The sequence below is a fragment of the Okeanomitos corallinicola TIOX110 genome (genome assembly GCF_038050375.1).
GTDB lineage: Bacteria > Cyanobacteriota > Cyanobacteriia > Cyanobacteriales > Nostocaceae > Okeanomitos > Okeanomitos corallinicola.
The window spans coordinates 2,863,944-2,885,657 of sequence record NZ_CP150886.1 but is presented as its reverse complement, the minus strand read 5'-3'; the positions used below and the strand labels follow the sequence as shown (position 1 = coordinate 2,885,657).

Annotated in this window: 24 protein-coding genes and 1 tRNA gene; 15 read left to right on the top strand and 10 right to left on the bottom strand. The window is 35.8% G+C overall.

Features of this window, described 5'->3' with window-relative positions:
• Nucleotides 1-112: 112 nt before the first annotated feature.
• Complete coding sequence (locus WJM97_RS12505; RefSeq protein ID WP_353929135.1) at nt 113-460, bottom strand: hypothetical protein; 348 nt, start codon at nt 458-460, stop codon at nt 113-115.
• A gap of 465 nt (nt 461-925) precedes the next feature.
• Here WJM97_RS12505 and WJM97_RS12500 point away from each other — a divergent pair, with 465 nt between their 5' ends.
• The 3 genes from WJM97_RS12500 to WJM97_RS12490 all read left to right on the top strand — a co-directional run bounded on the left by WJM97_RS12500 (nt 926) and on the right by WJM97_RS12490 (nt 3,992).
• Nucleotides 926-1,624 (top strand): C40 family peptidase, encoded by a 699-nt coding sequence (locus tag WJM97_RS12500; RefSeq protein ID WP_353929134.1) that lies wholly within the window; start codon nt 926-928, stop codon nt 1,622-1,624.
• Nucleotides 1,625-1,707: 83 nt separating this feature from the next.
• Nucleotides 1,708-2,718, top strand: coding sequence for a glycosyltransferase family 2 protein (locus WJM97_RS12495; RefSeq protein ID WP_353929133.1), 1,011 nt, complete (start codon nt 1,708-1,710; stop codon nt 2,716-2,718).
• A gap of 47 nt (nt 2,719-2,765) precedes the next feature.
• Entirely contained in the window at nt 2,766-3,992 is a 1,227-nt protein-coding gene (locus WJM97_RS12490; protein ID WP_353929132.1) for an MFS transporter, read from the top strand.
• Between the two features lie 65 nt (nt 3,993-4,057).
• Here WJM97_RS12490 and WJM97_RS12485 read toward each other — a convergent pair.
• Nucleotides 4,058-4,131: transfer RNA gene (locus tag WJM97_RS12485), tRNA-Arg, on the bottom strand.
• A gap of 37 nt (nt 4,132-4,168) precedes the next feature.
• Between WJM97_RS12485 and moaC the strand changes: the two genes are divergently transcribed.
• Nucleotides 4,169-4,678 (top strand): cyclic pyranopterin monophosphate synthase MoaC, encoded by a 510-nt coding sequence (gene moaC, locus WJM97_RS12480; protein ID WP_353929131.1) that lies wholly within the window; start codon nt 4,169-4,171, stop codon nt 4,676-4,678.
• Nucleotides 4,679-4,690: 12 nt separating this feature from the next.
• Here moaC and WJM97_RS12475 read toward each other — a convergent pair whose 3' ends face one another.
• On the bottom strand, nt 4,691-4,888 hold the full coding sequence (locus tag WJM97_RS12475) for a DUF2795 domain-containing protein (RefSeq protein WP_353929130.1): 198 nt from the start codon (nt 4,886-4,888) through the stop codon (nt 4,691-4,693).
• Between the two features lie 194 nt (nt 4,889-5,082).
• On the opposite strand from WJM97_RS12475, the gene WJM97_RS12470 reads away from it, so the two are divergent.
• From WJM97_RS12470 to WJM97_RS12460, 3 genes are all read left to right on the top strand, one after another.
• Nucleotides 5,083-5,340, top strand: a complete 258-nt coding sequence (locus tag WJM97_RS12470) for a hypothetical protein (RefSeq protein ID WP_353929129.1) — start codon at nt 5,083-5,085, stop codon at nt 5,338-5,340.
• Between the two features lie 132 nt (nt 5,341-5,472).
• On the top strand, nt 5,473-5,781 hold the full coding sequence (locus tag WJM97_RS12465) for a DUF3181 family protein (protein WP_353929128.1): 309 nt from the start codon (nt 5,473-5,475) through the stop codon (nt 5,779-5,781).
• 190 nt (nt 5,782-5,971) lie between these two features.
• The gene (locus WJM97_RS12460; RefSeq protein WP_353929127.1) at nt 5,972-6,190 is read left to right on the top strand and encodes an acetyltransferase; all 219 of its coding nucleotides are present in this window, start codon (nt 5,972-5,974) and stop codon (nt 6,188-6,190) included.
• A gap of 42 nt (nt 6,191-6,232) precedes the next feature.
• Here the strand turns inward: WJM97_RS12460 and WJM97_RS12455 are convergent, their stop codons facing one another.
• The 5 genes from WJM97_RS12455 to WJM97_RS12435 all read right to left on the bottom strand — a co-directional run bounded on the left by WJM97_RS12455 (nt 6,233) and on the right by WJM97_RS12435 (nt 10,345).
• Nucleotides 6,233-6,697, bottom strand: a complete 465-nt coding sequence (locus tag WJM97_RS12455) for an ABA4-like family protein (RefSeq protein ID WP_353929126.1) — start codon at nt 6,695-6,697, stop codon at nt 6,233-6,235.
• Nucleotides 6,698-6,699: 2 nt separating this feature from the next.
• Nucleotides 6,700-7,749, bottom strand: a complete 1,050-nt coding sequence (cobW, locus tag WJM97_RS12450; protein ID WP_353929125.1) for a cobalamin biosynthesis protein CobW — start codon at nt 7,747-7,749, stop codon at nt 6,700-6,702.
• Between the two features lie 120 nt (nt 7,750-7,869).
• Complete coding sequence (locus tag WJM97_RS12445; protein ID WP_353929124.1) at nt 7,870-8,355, bottom strand: DUF3368 domain-containing protein; 486 nt, start codon at nt 8,353-8,355, stop codon at nt 7,870-7,872.
• Nucleotides 8,352-8,630 carry a UPF0175 family protein gene (locus WJM97_RS12440; RefSeq protein WP_353929123.1) on the bottom strand — a complete coding sequence of 93 codons (279 nt, stop codon included), beginning with the start codon at nt 8,628-8,630 and terminating at the stop codon, nt 8,352-8,354. The genes WJM97_RS12445 and WJM97_RS12440 overlap by 4 nt, the downstream gene beginning before the upstream one ends.
• Nucleotides 8,631-8,809: 179 nt before the next feature.
• The gene (locus WJM97_RS12435) at nt 8,810-10,345 is read right to left on the bottom strand and encodes a YifB family Mg chelatase-like AAA ATPase (protein ID WP_353929122.1); all 1,536 of its coding nucleotides are present in this window, start codon (nt 10,343-10,345) and stop codon (nt 8,810-8,812) included.
• 836 nt (nt 10,346-11,181) lie between these two features.
• Here WJM97_RS12435 and WJM97_RS12430 point away from each other — a divergent pair.
• The 3 genes from WJM97_RS12430 to WJM97_RS12420 all read left to right on the top strand — a co-directional run bounded on the left by WJM97_RS12430 (nt 11,182) and on the right by WJM97_RS12420 (nt 14,632).
• Nucleotides 11,182-12,621, top strand: coding sequence for an HlyD family efflux transporter periplasmic adaptor subunit (locus WJM97_RS12430; protein ID WP_353929121.1), 1,440 nt, complete (start codon nt 11,182-11,184; stop codon nt 12,619-12,621).
• 82 nt (nt 12,622-12,703) lie between these two features.
• Nucleotides 12,704-13,858: an ABC transporter permease DevC gene (devC, locus tag WJM97_RS12425; protein WP_353929120.1), complete on the top strand. Its 1,155-nt coding sequence runs from the start codon at nt 12,704-12,706 to the stop codon at nt 13,856-13,858.
• 33 nt (nt 13,859-13,891) lie between these two features.
• Nucleotides 13,892-14,632, top strand: coding sequence for a DevA family ABC transporter ATP-binding protein (locus WJM97_RS12420; RefSeq protein ID WP_353929119.1), 741 nt, complete (start codon nt 13,892-13,894; stop codon nt 14,630-14,632).
• Between the two features lie 142 nt (nt 14,633-14,774).
• Here WJM97_RS12420 and WJM97_RS12415 read toward each other — a convergent pair whose 3' ends face one another.
• A complete protein-coding gene (locus WJM97_RS12415; RefSeq protein WP_353929118.1) occupies nt 14,775-15,584 on the bottom strand; it encodes a hypothetical protein in 810 nt (269 codons plus the stop codon).
• A gap of 113 nt (nt 15,585-15,697) precedes the next feature.
• Here WJM97_RS12415 and WJM97_RS12410 point away from each other — a divergent pair, with 113 nt between their 5' ends.
• From WJM97_RS12410 to WJM97_RS12400, 3 genes are all read left to right on the top strand, one after another.
• Complete coding sequence (locus WJM97_RS12410) at nt 15,698-16,459, top strand: HAD family hydrolase (RefSeq protein ID WP_353929117.1); 762 nt, start codon at nt 15,698-15,700, stop codon at nt 16,457-16,459.
• Between the two features lie 719 nt (nt 16,460-17,178).
• A complete protein-coding gene (locus tag WJM97_RS12405; RefSeq protein ID WP_353929116.1) occupies nt 17,179-17,517 on the top strand; it encodes a Mo-dependent nitrogenase C-terminal domain-containing protein in 339 nt (112 codons plus the stop codon).
• Nucleotides 17,518-17,539: 22 nt separating this feature from the next.
• Entirely contained in the window at nt 17,540-17,830 is a 291-nt protein-coding gene (locus tag WJM97_RS12400) for a cupin domain-containing protein (protein ID WP_353929115.1), read from the top strand.
• A gap of 112 nt (nt 17,831-17,942) precedes the next feature.
• On the opposite strand, the gene hemW is transcribed toward WJM97_RS12400, so the two are convergent.
• Complete coding sequence (gene hemW, locus WJM97_RS12395; RefSeq protein ID WP_353929114.1) at nt 17,943-19,124, bottom strand: radical SAM family heme chaperone HemW; 1,182 nt, start codon at nt 19,122-19,124, stop codon at nt 17,943-17,945.
• A 259-nt stretch (nt 19,125-19,383) separates the two neighbouring features.
• Between hemW and WJM97_RS12390 the strand changes: the two genes are divergently transcribed.
• Entirely contained in the window at nt 19,384-20,460 is a 1,077-nt protein-coding gene (locus tag WJM97_RS12390; RefSeq protein WP_353929113.1) for a PIN/TRAM domain-containing protein, read from the top strand.
• A gap of 87 nt (nt 20,461-20,547) precedes the next feature.
• Nucleotides 20,548-21,684 carry an NB-ARC domain-containing protein gene (locus WJM97_RS12385; RefSeq protein WP_353929112.1) on the top strand — a complete coding sequence of 379 codons (1,137 nt, stop codon included), beginning with the start codon at nt 20,548-20,550 and terminating at the stop codon, nt 21,682-21,684.
• Nucleotides 21,685-21,714: the final 30 nt, after the last annotated feature.

Below are 21,714 nucleotides of genomic sequence, written 5' to 3'. Positions count from 1 at the left end.
TTGATCAAAAAGTGGACTCAAAACCCATGGGGAGTCTAAACTCAGTAAACTCATGGCAGTAAAAAAAACCAATATTTTGAAACCAAATCAACTGATTACATATTCTCAACAGTCAACCGGAAATGCTTTCAATTAGCTGCCAATTTCGGTTATTTTCAATTTCTTGTTTGAGAAAGTCAAACACTTGCCGACAGTGGTTGTTTAATTGCAGTGGCAATTCCTCATTTTTGATCACAATATTCATGCGAACTTCTGTATCTGTTGCAGTAGTTTTATCCATAAGCACTTCTACTGTAACCAATTTAGAAAAAGGTATGTGACCAGGGATTTCACGAGCCATAATATATTCGGCTGTGTAGTATTGAACATCTAAACTAGACTCCTGAAGGAGTTGTATCATCAGTGGTTGGATATGTTCGATGGGAACAGAAACAACAAAAGAACAAGTATAACGAGCCATAAAAGCCCCAATTTTTGAAACACTCTGTCCATCCTATAATATAATAGGGTCGAGTCAAGAATAGGTGTTTGTTTCTGAATAAATAAAAGATGGTGTGCCTAAACAACCGGTGTGGCTGTAATTACAAACCATAAAAGAAGTGCCAAAAGTATCACAGTGATTTTAATCAGCAAGTATGCGGTGCTGTCGGATGTAATATGATGGTATGCCATTTCCCGCTACCTCCATTGTCATTAGTTAAGAATTTGTTTGATATTCATCTTGAGGTATTTATTTTTATTATCACTTAATAATTGCCTGGTGAAATACTAATTACATTTTCTGTAATATTATTGAGTTTTATTAAGTTGATACCTGCTGTTAAGATTCTATTTTGATATGGAGGCTGTTAGGATTTAAACCCAGAAAATGATAAATTTTAATCCAGTTAGATAAATTTACAGCAATTCTCATTTGTAAAATCAAATGTCTATAAAAACTCTAATTTCACCTTCCTTAACCCAAGAATATTACTGTACGACCAATCTAAATATATATGATGCTTCTGAATGTATCCGTTTAGCAACCCAAGCTGCAACAGATAGACATTTACGCATCACATCAACTCATCAAAATACATCTATCACGGTTTGTTTATGTGAAGATAATTATCCCGGTTGGCTATCTATTCAAGATATACAATTTCTCCAACCAGCAACAATAACATATCAACCTCAAGTAGTCTCCGCTTCAGAAATTCAACAGCGTATTCCCGAAATTATCGCCTTTACTCAAGCTGCAAAAATGCAGACTAATTATTATCTTTGGGGGGGGACTGTAGCACCTAATTATGATTGTTCTGGCTTAATGCAAGCAGCTTTTAAATCTGTTGGTGTGTGGCTACCAAGAGATGCTTATCAACAAGAAGCTTTTGTTCAAACTATTGATATTAATGAAATACAACCAGGGGATTTAATCTTTTTTGGTACTCCTCAAAAAGCTACTCATGTGGGTTTATATTTAGGCGAAGGTTGTTATATTCACAGTTCAGGAAAAGAAATAGGCAGAAACGGAATTGGTATTGATCAACTTTCGGAACAAGGTGGTCAAGTTAGTCAGTCATACTATCAACAATTACGCGGTGCTGGGAGAGTGATAAACAGCTACATTAGCAATCAGCAATAATACTTTATTTTCACAAATATACTATGGCTCTATGTCAATTCCCAAACCGTGTAAAATCATTCATCAGATACAACTAATTAGCAATGACCAAATACCAAATACCAATCACCAATCACCCATTACCCATCACCCATTACCCAATACTAGATGTATCCATAGTTGTACCTATCAAAGATGAGTTAGAAAGCTTACCTTTACTGTTAGAAGCTATTTCTCATACTCTCATTGCTAGTGAGTTAAGTTATGAAATTATTTGTATTGATGATGGTTCTACAGATGGTTCACCGGAATTTCTCAAGGAACAAGCACAATTGCGGACTGATTTAAAAGCTGTCATTTTACGACGCAACTATGGACAAACTGCGGCTATGTCTGCTGGTTTTAATTATGCTACAGGTAAAGCTATTGTCACATTAGACGCAGATTTACAAAATGATCCGGCTGATATCCCCATGTTATTAGCAAAGCTAAATGAAGGTTATGATTTAGTCAGCGGTTGGCGTAAAAATCGGCAAGATGGGGCAGTAAATCGGCTACTTCCTTCTAAAATCGCTAATTGGTTAATTCGTCGTACTACTAGCGTCTATATTCACGACTATGGTTGTTCTCTCAAAGCCTATCGTGCTGAATTGGTGGCAGATATGCACCTTTACGGAGAGTTACACCGTTTTTTACCTGCTTTAGCTTATATCGAAGGGGCAAGAATTACAGAATTACCTGTCCGTCATCATGCGCGACGGTTTGGAAAAAGCAAATATGGTATTTCCCGAACTTTCCGAGTGTTAATGGATTTGCTAACTATTCTATTTATGAAAAAGTTCCTCACTCGTCCTATGCACGTTTTTGGGTTATTAGGTTTATTCTCAATGGTGTCTGGGGGAGGAATAGGAATTTACCTAACTTTTCTGAAATTCGCTTTTCAAGCAGATATTGGTAATCGTCCTTTATTGATCTTAGCAGTGTTATTACTGGTTACAGGTGTACAACTATTTTGCTTCGGTCTTTTGGCAGAATTGTTAATGCGTACTTACCATGAATCCCAAGGTAGGCCAATATATCGAGTGCGGGAGGTGGTGGCACAAAATGTTAAGTAACGTAACAATAGAAGAAAAAACTACTTAACATTACAATTACACCTACTGTGAAAAGTTTTAATAATTTTGAACCTGAGTTAAGGCGAAACTTGCTGACATTATTTGCAGCAGGTTTATTATTTTGGTCGAGTTTAGCTTCGTTATTACCGACTTTACCTTTATATATTGAGTCCATTGGGGCGACAAAACAACAAATAGGTATTGTGATGGGTAGCTTTGCGATTGGGATGTTGATATTTCGTCCCCAATTGGGAATTTTAGCAGATCGTAAAGGTAGAAAGATTGTTTTACTAATTGGGATGATAGCATCTGCGATCGCTCCCTTTGGTTATTTGTTAGTAAAATCATTACCACTAATAATGGTAATTCGTGCCTTTCATGGTATCAGTATTGCTGCTTTTGGGACTGGTTTTATGTCCTTAGTTGCAGACTTAGCACCAGAACACCGTCGCGGTGAAATCATTGGTTACATGAGTCTAGTTAACCCCATCGGTGTAGCCATCGGACCTGCTTTAGGTGGATATTTACAAGCATCTGTAGGTAATACAGCCTTATTTCTTAACTCTTCTTTGTTAGCTAGTTTGGGTGTCTTGTGTCTGTTACCTGTAGTTAACCCACCTATCCTGGAACAACCACCCAAAAATGCTCAGGATGGATTTTTACGCACATTAATTAGTCCTCGTGTATTTATTCCGGCTGTTGTTTTACTAATCATTGGTTTAGCGTTAGGTGCTGTACATACCTTTATTGCTTTGTATATTAAATCCACAGGAGTAGATTTAAACGCTGGTTTATTTTTTACAGCTGCTGCTATCTCCAGCTTTAGTATGAGGTTGTTTGCTGGTAAAGCTTCTGATAGATATGGAAGGGGTTTATTTGTCACCTTTAGTTTAGTTGCTTACACCGTTTCCATGATCATGATTTGGCAAGCAAACAGTGTAATCATGTTCTTAATTGCAGCAGTGATAGAAGGTGCTGGTTCTGGTACTGCTATTCCCATGATTTCCACCATGATGACAGATAGAGCCTTACCCCACGAACGGGGAAGAATATTTGGAGTATCTTTAACAGGATTTGATATTGGTTTAGTGATAGCTGGGCCTGTATTTGGGGCAATCGCTCAACAAATAGGTTATCGGGGAATGTTCGGTTTTACCACTGGTTTAACTCTTTTGGCTATTCTGATTTTTGCCACTCTTTCCAGCCAAAATATCTCTAAATCTTTCCGCTTTGCTTTTGGCCTTGGGGAAGATGTCTATGCTTTAAAAAGATAATACATAAAAATAATTGCACAAACTCAGTTGTAGAATTTGTGCAATTATTCATTATTATTATCTAACGGGCGAGGAGGGATTCGAACCCCCGACACCGTGGTCCGTAGCCACGTGCTCTAGTCCACTGAGCTACACACCCTTAACCAACGAATTTCATAATAACACACACTTCCCCAATGACGCAAGAGTTTTTCTCAAATTCCTCACATTCTTCTCAACTGACTCATCTCGACTCCCAGGGAGAGGCACAAATGGTTGATGTATCAGGAAAAATCCCCACTGTACGGGAAGCTGTAGCCACTGGTAGAGTGAGGATGCTCCCGGCAACTTTAGCCGCTATTGAAGCGGGAAATGCACCTAAAGGGGATGTTTTAGGCACTGCCAGGTTAGCGGGAATTATGGCTGCTAAACAAACTGCTAATTTAATTCCCCTTTGTCATCCCTTACCTTTACAGAAAATTACTGTTGATATCACCCCAGATGCTGAACTCCCTGGTTATCAAATTTATGCCACGGTAAAAACGAAAGCGGAAACAGGTGTGGAAATGGAAGCTTTAACGGCGGTTTCTGTAGCAGCTTTGACGTTATATGATATGGCTAAAGCTTTAGAAAAGACGATGCAAATTGAATCAATTTGTTTAGTGAGTAAGACTGGTGGGAAATCTGGAGATTTTAAAATCAACTGAATCCAGAATCCATCACCTAATCTTACCCATAGCCTTGTTTAGCTCCGCTGGATTGCCAAATTGTTGATTTTCTGGCAATCTTTCTAATAGTGAAAGAACTTCCTGATCTGCTCCGTGCTTGCGAGCGTGTTTAATTAATTCTTCTTTATTCGCAGGATAGCTAACACCTTTTAAGTGTTTTTGTACTGAAACAGGATTAGCTTTAGTCATTTTTATTTAGCCCTTATAGTTTTTTACATCTTTACAAGTAGATTTATGGACTTCCTCTATCAAAAAGATGAAAAAATTTTGATGCCAGAAAGCCAAAAGGTATAAAATTAACATCTAGTTCAATTACCGCCGAAAATATTAACATCAGTAATATGTGTTAATATACGTAACAAATTGAAAAAGATTAATTATTTATGCCTCCTCGTTGGCCACGTAAACCAGATCGCAAAGATCCAGAATTTCGGAAGTTAGATGATCGGATGAATTTTGCTTTTCATGTAGCCGTTGCTGCTACTGTTAATTCTGGGTTGTGGTTTTTCCACATCTTGAAATCTACAACTTGGGAATGGTTGACACCATTAACACTAGGTTGGGTAGGGGTAATATTACTGCATCTGATTTATATTAGTGCGATCGCTAATTATTCAGAAACTCCACCCACATCAACCTAAAGACTTACCACTGATGCTAGGGTATTTGTAACTGATGGTGGTAGCTATACTCTAGCTAGATGCGTCATAATGTGAAGCAAGCTGAAAAAGGCTAAAAATTATTGCATTTGTTGTATCATCAGGTTATTTTTTATGACTCAAACTAATACCACAGAATTACTAGAAGCCCTAGCAGCAGACATCGGCGAAAATGTTTATATAGATGTTGCCAAATGGCATCTTCACTTATCAGATGCTAAAATAAGCCGTTTAGTTGCTGAAAAATTATATCCATTAATTACTGAAAAAAACGTTAATGAAAACCAAGTTTTGGAAATATTAGCATCTATCCCAGTTAAAATCGCTGGAGGTAGAAAAGAATTGCCACTAAGTGATTTATTACCCCTACAATGTCAAGTAAATTTGATTGATATTTTAGAGAAATATCAGCGAGAAATATAACGATAAATATAACTTTTTGTAGATGTCGGGAGTTAGAAATTCAAAATAGGATTTACTTAATGAATTAGTTTGAATGTAATAATTCATAATTCGGTAGGTAGGGGTTTAGCAATGCTAAACCCTCATGATCTAATAACCATTTATCTGATTACTAATCTAAAATTATAAATAATTAAGGGGGATTCTATCTATGTTTCTACAACTCAAAAATAGTGGCGTTTTAGTAAAAATCATTGATGTGAAAGAGTTAATAGACCCAAATAGTGATATTATCCATGCTCAAGATCAAGAAGGTGAAGAAGAACAAGAAATAGATATCTATCAAAAGGAAAGTTTAGTTTTCCCTTCTGGAGAAAGATTACCACGTTGTTGGTTAGATGCTAATTACCGCAGTTTGAAAGTTGCTTAATTTAGTAATTAGGGTTTAGCAGTGCTAAACCCCTACCCGTATCTAATTAACGGCTGCTTTTTCTTCGACTGTTACAGCTTCAGAATTTTTAGAAAATGCTTTAAAAATCCAAGTTGTGAAAATATGAGAAAGTACACCCATTGGCCCTGCAAACAAACACAAAGTTAAAGAGTGAATTGTCCAAATTCCGGTTTTTTGACCTTCCCAATATATCCATCTACCCACAAATAAATCCATCACTAAAAAGTGAATCCAACCTGTAGCAGCAGCGGTTTCATCACCAAAAAATCTGGCAATATCTGCTAATTGCGGATTTGATAAAGCAGCGGCGTTTTCTGGGGTAATGCTAATGACAAATAAATAAACATAAGCACCAGCCAAAACCACAAACGGAAGAAATGATTCCATTACCTTGCGGGTGACTTTCCAGTTAGGTAACAAAATCATTAACGCCCAAAATGGTAAAACAAACAAATTGGCAATATTGAATAAATCGGTGATATTCATAATTACAAAGCAACAAGTTGAGATTCTATCTCTGATGATTGTAAATCACGACCGATAAAAACTAAACGGGTTTGTTTTTCTTCCTCTGGTTTCCAAGGACGATCATAAAATTTATCAAATCTTGTCCCTACACCTTGCATAACTAACCGCATGGGTTTATTTGCAACAGCAACAAATCCTTTTATTCTGTAAATTTCTTGTTGTTCTGCAAGTTTCTTTAATGTTGCTTGCAGCTTGTCTGGGTCAAAAGTCCGGTCTAAAATTACATGAGTTGAGTCTATTTCATCATCGTGATCATGTTCTTCTTCTGTGTCATGATGACTAGGACGATCATCTAAATTATCTTCAACTGCGGCGGCAAATCCTAGTAGTACAGATGGGTCAAGTTTACCATAATCACTAGAGACTATTTTCACTTCTCTAGGTAATTCATGTTTGACTAATTCTACTACTTTTGATTTTTGTTGATCATCAATTAAATCGGTTTTATTCAAAATTACTAAGTCTGCACAAGCAAGTTGATCTTCAAATAATTCTTGCAATGGTGTTTCATGTTCTAGACTATCATCTTCTTGTCTTTGTGCTGCTATAGCTTCTAAATCACTAGCAAATGTCCCCGCAGCAACCGCAGCACAATCTACCACTGTAATCACTGCATCTACTGTAGCTGCGTTGCGGATTTCTTGCCAGCGAAAAGCTTTAACTAAGGGTTTTGGTAATGCTAAACCGGAGGTTTCAATAATAATATAATCTATACTATCTCGGCGTTTTATTAATTCCCGCATTGTGGGATAAAATTCTTCTTGGACGGTGCAGCATAAACAACCGTTGGCAAGTTCAAATATATTATTTTCTTGATTTTCTTCTATTTCATCTTCTGGGCAAATTTGACAGGATTTTAAGAGTTCTCCATCTATTCCTAGTTCGCCAAATTCGTTAACTAATACTGCTATGCGTCGTCCTTCGTTGTTTTGTAATAGGTGACGGATGAGGCTGGTTTTACCGCTTCCTAAGAAGCCTGTGATGACGGTAACGGGGATTTTTGTGGCCATGTTTGGTGTGTTGTTTTGTTATTTAATTTTACACTATTTCTGTTGTGATGGAAGATTTTTGATTAAATGAACCACGAAGAAGCGAAGTACACGAACGCCAAAAAATCAATTTAGTGTATTTTAAATTTCTCTTGCTGTAATTCGAGCATAATTATAAATTTTGGGGCTGATTCTTGTTCCTTTACTGATTAAATCATCTAAAATATCTTTGACATTATCAATCAACCCTTGATCTTTCGCTAAAATAATTACTCCAACTAAACCAATAATTGTCAAACCTCTACTAATAGCAACTTTTCTACCAGCTTTTTCATCAATTAACAGTTGATCTGCTTTTAATTCTTCTGCCAAAATAATTGCAGAACATTCTCCTAAATCTAAATCTGTTTCTAATTGTAATTTTTCAATAAGTTGGATATTACTGATAGAACGAATTTCTAGCCATGAAGCTGATTTTACAGCTAAAACGGCGGGATGATTACCTGTGGTTAATTCTTCATAGACTTGTTGAGGAATTATTACTTTTCCAAATACAGCATGAAGTAAATCTAATTTACCAACTTTAGAAAGTTCACTTAATGGGGTTGTATCGGAAACAATAATCATAAATTGTTGGCTTGCAACTTCATTTTCGCCTGATTTATTTCTGCTTGAAATTCCTCTAAACTCATACTATCGTCAAATACAGATATTTCATATTTAGACATTAAATCTATAACATCTAATCGAGATATTCCTAATAATTCACTAGCTTTACCACTGCTAATTTCTCCATGTTTAAGAAGTGTCATAATATAAGCTTCTTTAGCTTTATTTTCCGCTTCTTGTCTGATAGAGTCTGTGATGGTATCAATGGGAAGAGTAAATTCTACTTTAGTCATAAGATCACAATTTTCTATTTGTAAGTAGTTCTCGTTCTCAAAAAACTTTATACTATATATAATATCATTTATAACATCTAATCGAGATATTCCTTTACCCAGTAATTAAGTCTACCCAATTTTAAACCCCTAAAATCAGTTTAAAATTGGGTTTTAGCTGAATGCTTACCGAATTATAATTATTGCATTCTATCAATTGTGCGATATTGAATTGCTTCTGCAACATATTGGGGTTTGAGATTTTCTTCCCCTGCTAAATCTGCAATTGTACGCGCTACTTTGAGAATGCGATCGCTCGCTCTTGCAGATAACCCTAATTTTCTAATTGCTGCTTCTAATAAATTTTTACTGGCATCATCTAATTTACACCATGTTTGTAAATGACGACTTTGCATTTGAGCATTACAACGGAGATTTATTTCTGATTGAAACCGATTTGTAGCAATATTTCGCGCTTTTTGCACTCTTTCCCGGACAGATTTTGATGGTTCTCCTGTTGTGATAGTTTGGGTAATTTCTTCTGGTTTAAGACGATTTACTGCTACTTGTAAATCAATTCTATCCATTAAAGGCCCTGATAATTTTGCCCAATATTGCTCACGCTGTCTCGGTGAACAAGTACATTCTTGAATTGTATCACCATAGTAACCACAAGGACAGGGATTTGTACTAGCTACCAATGTAAATTGTGCAGGAAAAACAACAGATTGCCGAGTACGAGAAATGGTAACATAACCATCTTCTAAAGGTTGTCTTAAAAATTCTAAAACATCTCTTTTAAATTCCGTTAATTCATCTAAAAAAAGTATACCGCGATGGGATAAGGAAATTTCTCCAGGACGGGGAAAACTACCACCACCAACTAAAGAAGGCCCTGATGCAGAATGGTGAGGACTGCGAAAAGGGCGATCGCGTACTAATGAACCGCGATTTTTTAATAACCCAGCTACGGAATGAATACGTGTTACTTCTAAAGATTCTGAAAATTCTAATGGTGGTAAAATTCCTGGTAAACGTCTTGCTAACATCGTTTTACCACTACCTGGAGGTCCGACAAATATTAAATTATGTCCTCCCGCAGCAGCGATTTCTAAAGCTCTACGTGCATGAGATTGTCCTTTAACATCTTGTAAATCTGCTAAATTTAAAGATGTTGCTGTGAAATTTTCTCCTATTGCTTTTAATTTTACAGGTTGATAATTTCCAGGATTATTTAATAAAGCTACGACATCAGTAATATTGTTACAACTATAAACAGCTAATCCTGCTACAACCGCAGCTTCTTGAGCATTGTCAGCGGGAACAACTAAGCCAGAAATTCCCATTTTTTGGGCTGTTGCTGCAATAGGTAAAACCCCTGAAACTGGACGTAAACTACCATCTAAGGAAAGTTCACCTAAAAATAGAAAATCTCCCAATAAATCAGCTTTTACCTGTTCAGAAGCGGCTAAAATGCCCACACTAATTGGTAAGTCAAAAGCAGGGCCTTCTTTCCTTAAATCTGCGGGTGTTAAGTTAATAACAATCTTCCGCATCGGAAAGCCAAAACCTGTATTTTTTAGTGTTGCTTTTACCCGTTCTTTAGATTCTTGAATTGCCGAATCTGGTAAACCTAAAATCACAATTCCTGGTAAACCACCGGAAACATCAACTTCGACACCAACTTTGACAGCATCAATACCAACAATAGATGCACTCCAAACTCTAGCTAACATTTATTTTTACCATTCACTCTTTAAATTCTCTACCAGATGAGTAGGTAAATTTGCATGAGTGTAAACACTTAATCAGATAGTTTGTCATCAAAAAACTTCTATTCATGAAGATTTTTAGCAAATTTTTCGGAAACTATTCTGCAAATTGTTTGCACACTAACTGATATTCAGCTTACATCGGTATCAATTTTGGCTTTTACTAAATCAAATCATAATTTATCATCCATTGAACACAAATCAAATTCTATTCCTCTTATCTGTAAACTCAGTTACGTTTTCCCATTAGCTATGAATGTAGAATTCATTTAACTGAAATTCAATGGAGTCTAAAACTATTAGGTGAATAAGTAAAATATTAAAATCTTTCAGTAGGGAAATCAAGCAATTTGTTGTTAAATTAGATGCCAATAACTAATTTTAATTGAGAAAAAATCAAAAATAATCAAAATACATATGAATACGAACTGCTATTCAGGAGAAAAAATCGGATAATATCAATTTCCATAAACTTTCACTTAATACTGATTGCCATGATCGCCAAGTAAACAAAGTTGGCTCAGGCAGGAAATAAATTCAGTATTTAAATATTAAGTGTAATTAAAAGGAAGTTGATATATGAATTTAGAGATTTGTTTTTCTAGATATATCTCCATTTCCGATCAGGAGCAAATAGATAAATAGCAAGACGAGGATCTAGGTGCTGAAATGGGTGAATTCAAAAGTATGAATTCTCTAAATTTTTTGTGGCATGACAACTGATATTTTCCCAAATCAATCGAGGCTAATTTGCTTTTTTACTTTCACAATTCACAAACTAGATAAAAGGGCAAGATACCATGTCGAAGGTAACTGAAAAGCCAAACTTAACAGAAGAGGCACTAGAAAAATCTAAAGTTTGGTTAAAAGTTGCTGTGGCCTTACCTGTGGCGATCGCTGCTGGTTTTCTAGCTACTGCTAAAATTGAACAACTTAAAAAACTAACTTCTTCCGTATCTGTCGCACCCGTTCCCAGTACCACCAATGCTATAGGTAGATTAGAACCACGGGGAGAAGTAATTAGAATTGCTGCCCCCAACTCAGGACTATCCGCAGGTTCACGAGTGCAGCAACTTTTGGTTAAAGAAGGACAACGAGTACAACAAGGTCAAGTGATAGCCATTCTCGATAGCCGCGATAGTAATATGGCCGCAGTAGAGGAAGCAAAAGCTAGACTACAAGAATCTCGTGCTAATTTAATGCGTATCAAAGCTGTTTCCCCCAGGGATATTCAAGCTCAACAAGCTGTCATATCTCGTTTGCAAGCACAGTTGGTAGGAGAACAGGAAGCTCAACAGGCGACTATTGGCCGTATTGCGGCTGAGTTAAGCGGTGAAAAAGTTGCCCAAACAGCTACCATTAGACGCTTAGAAGCAGAACTTAGTGGACAAAGAGATGGTTTAAGAGCGACAATTGACAAGATCAGAGCCGAACAGCGTGACGCTCAAGTTGATGCCGGACGTTATGAGTTTTTATACCGAGAAGGGGCTATTTCTCAGCAAGAAAGAGATAAAAGGCGTTTGCGTGCAGCCACAGCTAATCAGCAAGTGCGGGAAACTCAAGCTAGTTTAAGACAGGCACTAGGAACATTACAACAACAAATTGCTGAAGCTAGAGCAACTCAAATTCAAACCATAGCTACCTTGCAACAGCAACTAATTGAAGCCACTGCTACCCGTGATAAAACAGTAGCGACCTTACAAAGACAAATTGATGAAGAAAGGGCAAGATTAAGCAGATTATTAGATGTTCGTCCCAGCGATATTCAAATTGCCCAAGCTCAAGTTACCAATGCGATCGCCTTTGTCAGAAAAGTCCAAGCAGAACTGCAATTAAGTTATGTCAAAGCACCAACCCCTGGAGAAATCTTAAAAGTTTACACCAAATCAGGCGAGGTGATGAGTCCCAATGGTATCGCCGAAATTGGGCAAACAGATCAAATGTTTGTAGTTGCAGAAATTCCTGAAGATAGTATTGGCAGAATTCGTCTTGGTCAAAGTGCTACTATCACCAGTGATAACGGTGCATTTAGTGGTTCATTTACAGGAAATATTACCGAAATTGGCAGAAAAATCGGTAAGAAAGATGTCTTAAATACCGACCCCGCCGCAGATATTGATGCCAGAGTAGTAGAAGTTAAAATTGCCCTTTCTGTACAGGATAGTCAAAAAGTTTCTGGTTTAACTAATGCTAAAGTCCTTGTGGAAATCAACACGGATGATATTAGCAATAAAAAGTAATCTTAGCACAGGGAAACATTCTGTTTAAGACCAAGCTGCGCCATCAAAATTATTATCCATCCCCTATTTTTAACAGTTTGATATGACTCAGAAAATACCTCTATCTTGGCTACAACTAACAAGAGAAAAAATTCGCCTAGCTGTAGCTTTATCAGGTATTGCCTTTGCTGATATTTTGATGTTTATGCAGCTAGGTTTCCGAGATGCACTCTACTACAGTAATGTCAGAATGCACACCAGTTTAAAAGGAGACATAGTTGTAATTAATAATCAATCTAATGCTGTTTTAGCCATGAAACCTTTTTCTCAAGTCAGGTTATACAAGGCTTTAGATTTATCAGTAGTAGAATCTGTACATCCTATCTATTTAGACTACACAAGTTGGAAAAACCCCATTACAGGCCGTCCTCGAAGTATCCTCACCTTTGGCATAAATCCAGAATTTAATGTTTTTGATTTACCTGGAGTAGAGAAAAATTTAGATAAACTTAAAATTCCCAATGTTGTCTTATTTGACAGTTCTTCCAGAGTAGAATATGGTCCAATTGCCAGCGATTTTAATCAGGGAAAACCTGTCAGAGCCGAGGTAAGAGGAAGAAGAATTCAAGTAGTTGGATTATTCACTTTAGGAGCTTCCTTTGGTGCAGATGGAAATTTAGTTACCAGTGATATTAACTTTTTAAGAATATTTCCTAACCGCCGCAAGGGATTAATTGATATTGGTTTAATTCGATTAAAACCAGGGGCAGATCGAGACCAAGTAGCTGCATATTTACGGAATTATTTACCAACAGATGTTAATATTTTCACTAAACAAGAATTTATTGACTTTGAAAGAAATTATTGGGCTACTAGTACCGCTATCGGCTTTATTTTCACTTTAGGAACAATTATGGGTTTTATTGTCGGAACTGTAATTGTTTATCAAATTCTTTATACAGAAGTTACAGATCATTTATCTGAATATGCTACCCTCAAAGCCATAGGATATACACAAAACTATTTATTAATGGTGATTTTACAAGAAGCATTTATGTTAGCAGTTTTAGGATATATTCCCGGATTTGCTTCTGCTCTCTTTATGTATCAGGTAGCTAGAGATGCGACTTTATTACCAGTTTTCATGAGTTCTTATCGCGCTATTATGGTGCTAGTTTTAACTATTTTAATGTGTTTTATTTCTGGAGCGATCGCTATGAGAAAACTAAGCTCTGCTGATCCTGCTGATATTTTCTAAACGCAAAAAATTCCCTATTACCTATTTCTGATTATGAACATGAAAGAACCTGTAATTACCATTAGAAATATTAACCATTACTATGGTAAAGGTGCGCTGAGAAAACAAATATTATTTAACATCAACCTAGAAGTATATGCAGGGGAAATTGTCATTATGACTGGACCATCAGGTTCAGGTAAAACCACATTATTGAGTTTAATTGGTGGTTTACGTTCTGTACAAGAAGGAAGTCTCAAATTGTTAGGCAAAGAACTATTTGCTGCTAGTCAAAGTAAACTTGTACAAAGTCGGCGTAACATAGGTTATATATTTCAGGCTCACAATTTACTTGGCTTTTTAACCGCTAGACAAAATGTCCAAATGGCAGTGGAATTAAATCAAAGAATTTCCCAATCTCAAGCTATTAAAAAATCAGAAGCTATGTTAGGTGCAGTGGGGTTAACAGAAAGAGTTAACTATTACCCAGACAATTTATCTGGTGGACAAAAACAAAGGATAGCGATCGCTCGCGCTTTAGTCAATCAGCCCCCATTAGTTTTAGCTGATGAACCTACAGCCGCCTTGGATAAACAATCAGGACGCGATGTAGTAGAAATTATGCAGCGCCTGGCTAAAGAACAAGGAACAGCGATTTTACTTGTGACTCACGATAATCGTATTTTGGACATAGCTGATCGCATTGTCGAAATGGAAGATGGACTTTTAACTCGTGATGCTAAAAACTTACCTGCCAACAACAAAGTAAATTTCCCTGTTTCTGATCACCACTAACCACGATCAAATTATTCACCATTGTCTTTTAGTAAGTGATTTTAAATTTCAACTCAGACCTATTTGCTTTAAACTTGTCAGTAAATTTTACCCATGTTGTGATTATCAATTATCAATGAGACATAATTTTGCCACTATTCCGTTAAGCCTTAGCCTTTCTATTGGCTGTGTTTGAAGGCATAGTAGCACTTGGTTGACGAGTCGTCCGAAAAGTGACGTTAACACCCTCATTTGACTGTTCCAGCACCAGTAAAGGGGTAGGTTTAGCCTTTTGATCCCAGTGCATATAAACGATGCGACCTTGAATTGTCGGTTGCCATGAATCATCCTCATTTCTAGGACTCAGATAAGTTTCTATACAGTCCATAATTTGGCTGATAGTAGTGGAAGTTGCTTGGGTTGGTAACTTCATCAATCTAATTTGAATCCTAAACAACACTCTCTTTACAGTGTTGGGAGGAACACCAGTCTCATGCTCAACATCAAAAGTTTCATCTACTTGTCTACCGGTACTACTAGCAACCCCAACTTGTCCCTGCTGAGACTGGCCAGGACGCAGAGCCGTAGTAATTTTATCTTTAATCTTGAGTTTAATTTGATTAACAATGCCAAAGTGAAACACCTCCTCTGACATCCTCATCCGCAAATAATCAAGATTAAAGTCCCGCGAGTGAACTAAATCAGGGTTAGTTTCCATTTTGCGAATAGTTTCCAAAGCTAGTTTCAGCTTTTTTTCTAGTTCTCGCGTGCGGAATTTCTCAAACTTGACTTTCTTTTCGTATTTATGAACTAAAATCTTCCCATAAACAATGACCGCCATTAATCCTAAAAGCAGTCCCCCACTGGCGAACATGAATATAGGTGGTGTAGAAGACTCAGTTGTCTGTACTTTTTGGGTAGACTTTTGAGCTATAGCACCTGAAGACTGGGCTAGAAATATTGTACTAAGCATGGTTAGCAAATTAAAATATTTTACTGGTAATGTTTAGAATGCCCAAATATTTGGTATTACTTTACTATATTGTTAATATTTTTTAACATTACAGCACTTTATTAAGTTTTTATATGCCTAAACACATCAGTAATTCTAGTGATTTACAAAATATTCGCCTTTTAGCCACTGATATGGATGGGACATTGACTCAAGCAGGAAAATTCACTTCAGCACTGTTAGAAGCCTTAGAAAATTTAGTAGCAGCTGGAGTTCAGGTACTGATAGTTACTGGACGTTCAGCCGGTTGGGTTAGTGGTATAAACAGCCTAATGCCAGTGGCAGGTGCATTAGCAGAAAATGGCGGTTTATTTTATTCATCCTATCATTCAAAATCAACAGCTTTAACAGCAATTCCTGATGTGATTAGTCATCGTCAGCAATTAGCTGCGACTTTTGCCAAGCTACAACATCAATTTCCCCACCTCCAGGAATCTGCGGATAATCCATTTCGTATCACCGATTGGACTTTTGATATTTTTGATTTGACATTAGAACAAATACAGTATTTAAGTGATTTTTGTCAACACGAAGGTTGGGGATTTACGTATAGCAATGTTCAGTGTCACATTAAACCCCAAGGACAGGATAAATCTGTAGGGTTATTAAAAGTGTTACGCGAGTATTTTCCGCATTATTCATTAGATCAAATTGCTACCGTGGGAGACAGTCCTAATGATGAAACTTTATTTGACAGTCTTCATTTTCCTATTTCTATAGGTGTAGCTAATGTCCAGAATTATCTGAGTCAGTTAAAATATCAACCCAGATATATAACCACAGCTTCGGAAGGTGAAGGATTTATTGAACTATCCAAGTATATTTTGCAAAGCTAATTCAACTTAATTAATCATATAGACACTTCCAGACACTTCAATCAGGGATATTCTGCCTCTACTGAAAGTGTCTAGATAAAAATTATTAGATATTACTGAAAATTTGCGTAAATTTTATCAGTTATATTTTTAATCCTGATTATTTTTTTATGAATTCTATCTATTATATCAAATTTTTTTTCTCATAACCTAATTTTACAGAAGAGTTAGTTTGTTCTTATCAAAGTATTTATAACTAATGCTTAGATAATATTTAGGCAAACTTATGTATCTTATATAACTTTTTTTAAAGCTAAAATACCCTAACATCTTGGCGTAGCGGATTTTGAAAATTTTTCAATCTTCGCCATAGCAAATGTTTGCCTGTAATTTGAACTTCTCAGCTACAAGGCCAAACACTGAGCAGTTTATCAACTCAATATTTTGGTTGTATATATGAAATCACAATATTCGAGATTAGTAATTAATAAGTTAAGGTAATACCATTTTTATAATTTCTTTGTTATTTTGTATTTAACGGGACAGTTATTCAACATACCGTCAGTTTAAATAGCAAGTAGTTAAAGAAATTTCCTACTGATTCTTTGTGAGATATTCCTGTTGCAATTGTCTTACCTAGAATTAGGAACTAAACGCAGATTTGTTTAAATCATCAAATGTATGATCACAAGTCAAACTGGCAAAATTTCACCACTCAGAAGAAAATAGGATTTACAAATATGATCACCACCAACAATCAATCTATTATTTTTCCCAATTTGATCAACCAAATCAAAGAAATTGATCAAACCAATCACAAATACGATTTGCTGCAACCTATACGTCAATGGTTAGATGAAATCGCCATTAACAATTATCAACTAGCTAAATTGATCGCTAAACTGATTCCTGCACAGTGTCCTTTTGAACGTGATATATTGATTTTTGGGCGCAAAATTGCCCATATCCCCCCAATGTGCAAGTTAAATCCACTATATGAACAATTTGTGGGCTTGCGTTTTCGTGCATTGTGTTATTTAGTAGATGAATGTGGAGAGGATATTCAATCCTACTGCTAGGTACACTTGTCTTCCAGATTGCATGAATATCAAAGTTGAACATCAACCAAATCAAGAACACCTGAATCAGTTAGGTGTGTACAAATGGCCAATTTGGGAAAAGGAAGTTTCCAAATTTCCTTGGACTTATGACTCTCAAGAAACTTGTTATTTTTTAGCGGGGGATGTAGTTGTTACTCCTGATGGTGGAGAATCTGTACGAATGGGTAAAGGAGATTTAGTAACTTTTCCTGCGGGTATGTCTTGTACATGGGAAATTATCAAAGACGTAAAAAAACACTACTTGTTTGTCATAGATATTGATCAAACTTGACTTTGAAGCATAACCGTATATTTTTTGTTTGCTGTGCAAACTCTGTTTTCTTGCTCCTAAATTACGGCTAGTGAGAATTTCCAGAAAGTCAGGTCAATGATCTCAAATTTAATCATCCCATTTTTTCAAATAAATCAGCTAAAACAACATTAGAAAATAAGAATCCTTGAGGATCAGTTAAACGTAATTTATCACCGACAATTTCTGCCCAGTGTTGATCTAAATATCGCTGTAAATATTGTTTAATTTCGGCAACTTTTTCAGATCCAAACTTATTAGATAAATATTCTAAACTCAAACCTTCTGACAACCGTAAACCCAACATTAAAGTTTCTAATAATTCTTCTTGTAAAGGTGTGATTTCACAATCAATGATTGCGCCATTTTCTAACCATTGATAATATTCTTGGGTTTTACGAGGACGGGTAAAACGTTTACCTTGGACATAACTTGCTGCACCCATACCAAACCCGTAATAACTAAGATTGTGCCAATAAACTAAATTATGTTGACATTGGTGTTTACTTTTGGCATAGTTGGAAATTTCATAATGTTCATAACCTGCATTAGTTAAAATATTTTGCCCTAATTGGTACATTTTCACAGTTGTTTCATCTGTGGGTAGGGGTTGATTTCCTGGTTGGTAATAACGACCAAAAGCTGTACCTGGTTCAATGGTTAAATCATAAATGGAGATATGGGTGGGGGATATTTCTACTACTTTGGTAAGGGAATTTTGCCATTGATCTAAAGATTGATGTGGCAACCCGGAAATTAGGTCTATGCTAAATTCGGGTATCTCCACTTGGTGAATGAGTTCAATAGCTGCAAAAATATCATCAACGGAGTGCGATCGCCCAGCAATTTTTAACAATTCTGCATCAAAGCTTTGCACACCTAAACTGACCCGGTTCACACCTGCACTGCGATAACCTGCAATATGTGCTGAATCGAACGTACCAGGATCCATTTCCATAGAAATCTCCGCACCCTCCGCAATGCCAAAACGCTGTTCTAAGGCCGTTAAAATACATTGCAACTGTGCGGTAGATAAAAGTGAAGGTGTACCACCACCAAAAAAAATGGTTTTGAGAGGTTGGTTAAAACTTGGTGAGATGTTGATTTCTTGACAGACGGCTTGAACGTATTGACGAATTGTACCAGAGTCTTCGCCCCGCAAGCGATCGCCCACCACAAACACCGGAAAATCACAATAAAAACAACGTCGCCGACAAAAGGGAATATGTACATAAGCAGCAGTGGGAACTTGAGCAGTCATATCTTTGAGACTCATGCTGAATGAAGAATTAAATTAAATTACTGGAAAATAAAAAGTAATGAAAATTAGTAAATTGTTTACAACTTTTTATCTTTTAATTACAAAAATAAGAATATTTTTGCAGGGAAAACTCTTTGGTTATAATGTTTGCATATATTGTCTTAACTGCCGAAACCCTGAGAGTAAGTACATAATTTATAAATCAATGTCACCGTTGAAATAAAAAATACCTTACTTGACGGGGTAAACACAGTTTTAGGAAAAAAACACAATCATGCTTGATTTCATAATCATTCTTTCATTCATTTTGGCAGCATCGGGAATAGGTTACTTTAGTACCGATCTCCTACCGCACGGAACTCTTAACGGTGTCACCAATTTAGACGCACTGCGCTTAGTAGTTGCTGTTTTTGCGGCTCTGATTGGTGGTGCAATTGGTTTAAGTTTCCAAACCACCTACAGACGCTTAGAAGCACAAGTCAAAGAAATGCCTCTAGAAGTCATTTTAACTCGTGCCATTGGCTTAGTAATCGGGCTATTACTAGCTAATTTAATGTTAGCCCCGCTATTTTTACTACCCATACCCGCAGATTTTGGATTTATTAAACCTCTAGTAGCAGTTGTTGGTAGCATTATACTCGCTGTTACTGGCATGAATTTGGCAGATACCCACGGACGAGGTTTATTACGGTTAATTAATCCTAATACTGTAGAAACTCTAGTTGCAGAAGGAACTCTTAAACCTGCAAATACCAAGGTTTTAGATACTAGCTGCATTATAGATGGCAGAATTGAATTACTACTAGAAACTGGATTTTTAGAAGGTTTAATTCTTGTACCGCAGTTTATTTTACAAGAACTGCAACAAGTAGCTGATGCCAGTAAAGATCAAAAACGGGTGAGAGGAAGACGAGGTTTAGATATTCTCAACCGTATTCGGGAAATCTACCCAGAAAGAATTTTGATCAATCCTGTTGACTATGATGATGTTCAAACAGTGGATGCAAAATTAGTAAAGTTTGCCCAAGAAATTAACGGAACATTGTTAACTAATGATTACAATTTATCTAAAGTTGCCAGTGTCCAAAATGTACCGGTTTTAAATGTCAATGATTTAGTAAATGCTGTTCGTCCTAGTTATTTACCTGGTGATAATTTAGATTTAAAAATTCTCAAAGAAGGTAAAGAACCAACTCAAGGAGTTGGTTATCTAGATGATGGCACAATGGTAGTTGTGGAGGAAGGAAGCGGTTATGTTGGTGGTGAGTTGCGGGTAATTGTCACCAGTGCTTTACAAACTTCAGCCGGCAGAATGATTTTTGCTAAACCCCAAGCTTCCGCTTTAGCGTGAGGGAAATGGTAGGAAAAATAGTTGTTAATAAATCCCTGATTTTTCTAAGGAGTCGGGGATTTTGTTTTATGTTTTGTGATAAATTTTGTGATAAAAGTTCTCCTGAATTTGCAAACAACTCCAAATTCTTTAAATGTTTATAATATAAATGGCAATAATAATAGTTTTTATCATCCAAAAATATCATATCAACCTAATAAACAATATCAAGAAACTGATATAAATACTCAATCTAAACCTACTTACCATAATTTAAGTTTAGCACCTAAAATTCATGGTTTTTATGGACGAAAAAAAGACTTAGAATTTTTATCTAATTGGATATCAAATCAAAAAACTTCTTTAATCTCGGTTTTAGGATTATCTGGAATTGGTAAAACTACCCTAGTTAAAAAATTTGTTGATCTACATTTAGATGAATTTGAAGTCATTATCTGGAGAAGTTTAAAATTTCCCAAATCCCTCAATTTACTTATTGATGATCTATTGAATGTTTGTGAAGAAAAAGCTAAACAAAATATAGATGATAAATTAAAGCAATTATTTGATATTTTTAAAGATAAAAAATGTTTAATTATTCTAGATGATTTAGAAAATATCTTTATTCATCCTCAATACGCAGGACAATATCAACCAGAATATCAAAATTATCAAACCTTCCTAAAAATGATCACAGAAATTGAACATCAAAGCTGTGTAATTATCATTAGTCAGGAAAAATGCCAAGAAATGATATCTTTAGACGACGAACTTTACCCCAGTCATTGTTTAGAATTATCAGGTTTAGGTGATGCAGTAATAGAAATATTAAAAAATCAAGAATTGCAAAATCAAGAAGTTTGGTTAGAATTAATCAACTTATATGAAAGTAATCCTAGATATTTACAGTATATAAGCACCTTAATAAAAGATATCTTTCAAGGTGAAACTTCAGAATTTATCCAAGAAAATTGTCTAATTCTCACAGAAGATATGAAAACTCAACTTGATTTAACTTGGAATAAATTGACTAATGTAGAAAAACAAATATTATCAAAAATCGCTCAACATGATCAACCTCTATCTAGAGATGAAATCAAAAATTCATTATCACTGTCATCAATAGATATAATTAATGGACTACAATCACTAACCAGAAGATATTTATTAACCAAATCAGAAAATAATGAAAAATTATTTCATCTCTCCCCTGTATTCAGAGAATTTTTAAAAAACATCAGTTAAAATATTAAATACAACCTATTAAACAACTGG